Source organism: Psychromarinibacter sediminicola (assembly GCF_029168335.1).
Classification (GTDB): Bacteria; Pseudomonadota; Alphaproteobacteria; order Rhodobacterales; family Rhodobacteraceae; genus Psychromarinibacter; species Psychromarinibacter sediminicola.
On record NZ_JARGYC010000177.1, the window covers coordinates 1 to 2002 of the forward strand.

Here is a 2002-nt window from a genome sequence, read left to right on the forward strand (position 1 = left end):
TCGGCATCACGCAGCCCTGGGCGTGGCGACGGCCCGAGGTTGCAGATGCGCGGTACCTCCGTCCGGCCCATCCTGATCCTCTTCGCCGATGGCGCGGCGCATGTCGTCGAGGTCGGGGCTGTGCATGAACCGCAACCCGCTGTTCAGAAAGACAAACCGAAAGATCTTGACGCCACCTGCGTCGGACCATCGCTGCCGTCCGCACGTCTCATCTGGCCTGTATAGTGGGCAATCTGGTCCTTCATGCGCAGGCGCTGACGCTTGAGGCGTTTCAGCACCAGGCTGCACGGCATCGGGCGCTGCAGCTCCGCGTCGATCTGCTCCGCCACCTGGCGGCGGCGGCGCTGCAGCTGCGCGACCTTGACCGGAAGTGCGGTCCGCAGTCGGGCGGGTATCGTCGTCAGGACGGGTCTCCTGTCCTGGTGTGTGTGGGCGATCAAACGTGATCGCACCCGAGAAATGGGCGGGAGTCTTGATCGGAAGAAGGCAGCGCGTCCTGAAAGCCCGATAGGCCTTTCCTATATAAGCGCGGTCGCGTGCCGAAGGTTTTCCACGAGCATTTCATGTCCAGCGAACTGACCCTGCGCCAACTGGCCTATTTCGCGGCGCTTGCGAATGCGCGGCATTACCGACGCGCCGCCGAGCGGGTCGGCATCAGTCAGCCTTCCCTGAGCCAGCAGATCGTGGCGTTGGAGGCCGCGCTGGGGGTGACACTGGTGGAGCGCGGGCAGCGCGGCGCGGTGCTGACGCCGCAGGGACACACGATCCTCGCGCAAGCGAGGCGCGTGCTGGCTGGTCGCCATCGGAACCTCGCTGCCGGAGCTTGCCACCGCCATCGTCGCCGCGATCCGGCGCCATTCCGACGTGATCCTTGGCAACGTGATTGGCTCCAACATCTTCAATATTCTGGCGATCCTCGGCGTGACGGTGGTGATCAAGCCTATCGAGGTCAGCGCGCGGTTCCGCGAGATCGACACGCCGGTCATGCTGGGCGCTGCGTTGGTGCTGCTCGGCGCGCTGTTCGCCTCGAAACAGATCGGGCGCGTACTGGGCACGCTGTTGTTGTCTGCCTACGCCGTATACATGGAGTTCCTGTTCTCGACCGGGATCGCTGGCTGACAGATCGACAGCACATTACTCTCGGGAGAACACTATTCCGTCGCTCATGCAATGGGACGATCAAGATATCTGCGACGGCTGGGGCTCGCTACGCCGCTGGTGCACGTAGTCGCCAGTCGGGCAGACGCTCTTCGCAGTCGCGCGCGAGAGCTTCCTGATTTTTCACCAGGCGACAACCGATGGCGACCTGCCCAGTCGCTTCGCCGACTCTGAGGGACACCATCTCGGCTGGGTCGTCGATGCTCCTGACCTGCGGATACTCGCGCCCGACCTCCGGTCCGAGCGTACGCGGCGGCAAATCATGGGCCCGGGTGGTTGGGCGATGATGGAGGCTGAGGCGCAGCGGGATGTCCAGGGCCACAGCGTGCTGATGTCGAGCGTGCCTCTCTGCTCGGGCCCCGTTTGTCGCTCTTGGAAGCGCTCATGATTTTGATTCCGCGAATGCAGAAATCCGAGGACGATCTGCGTGACCAGTGGCAGAGCCGTGCGCACCGAGACAAGTGGCGCCGAATGCAGCGGCTGGTGTGCGACCTTGCACGACGAAACGGCCACGACATCTCCATGGTATCCGGCGAAATCCATTTGGCGACACGCGCGACCATGCACCTCGGGGACGGCTTGAACCTTGACCAGTTGGTTTCTTCCGGTATCGCGCATCGGGCGCCGCCGAAAAGCTCGGCGCGTTTCATGGGAGCCCTTTCCTGGCTTGGCGAAGGCCCGTTGCCGGAGCACCCGATACGCGTCGAACCCCTTCCCGGGCAGCGCAATCGATACCTCGCCGAGCGGAACTAGTCACACGTGAAGAATGGGCAAGCGATTGAGAACGTGTGGTTTTGGCTGCATTTGCAGTATCCGTTTTCGCAAGGTTTCCCGGCTTTTGGTG

4 protein-coding genes and 1 pseudogene are annotated in these 2002 nt (G+C 63.4%); 4 read left to right on the forward strand and 1 reads right to left on the reverse strand.

What is annotated here, in order from left to right; all coding sequences use genetic code 11:
* Positions 1 to 225: hypothetical protein (locus P1J78_RS24715; protein WP_275570037.1), on the forward strand; the 225-nt coding region annotated here is incomplete at its 5' end.
* Here P1J78_RS24715 and P1J78_RS24720 read toward each other — a convergent pair.
* Positions 144 to 317, reverse strand: a complete 174-nt coding sequence (locus P1J78_RS24720; protein ID WP_275570035.1) for an HP1242/YdcH family protein — start codon at positions 315 to 317, stop codon at positions 144 to 146. The two genes, P1J78_RS24715 and P1J78_RS24720, sit on opposite strands and share 82 nt — an antisense overlap.
* A gap of 246 nt (positions 318 to 563) precedes the next feature.
* Here P1J78_RS24720 and P1J78_RS24725 point away from each other — a divergent pair.
* The 3 genes and pseudogenes from P1J78_RS24725 to P1J78_RS24735 all read left to right on the forward strand — a co-directional run.
* A pseudogene (locus tag P1J78_RS24725) lies at positions 564 to 698 on the forward strand (helix-turn-helix domain-containing protein); the annotation flags it as partial.
* 148 nt (positions 699 to 846) lie between these two features.
* Positions 847 to 1119 (forward strand): calcium:cation antiporter family protein, encoded by a 273-nt coding sequence (locus tag P1J78_RS24730; protein ID WP_275570036.1) that lies wholly within the window; start codon positions 847 to 849, stop codon positions 1117 to 1119.
* 441 nt (positions 1120 to 1560) lie between these two features.
* On the forward strand, positions 1561 to 1911 hold the full coding sequence (locus P1J78_RS24735; RefSeq protein ID WP_275570034.1) for a hypothetical protein: 351 nt from the start codon (positions 1561 to 1563) through the stop codon (positions 1909 to 1911).
* Positions 1912 to 2002 lie beyond the last annotated feature (91 nt).

Bases quoted from the DNA above. Each gene is read 5' to 3' on its own strand.
- P1J78_RS24735 (WP_275570034.1), top strand. From the start codon at position 1,561: ATGCAGAAATCCGAGGACGATCTGCGTGACCAGTGGCAGAGCCGTGCG.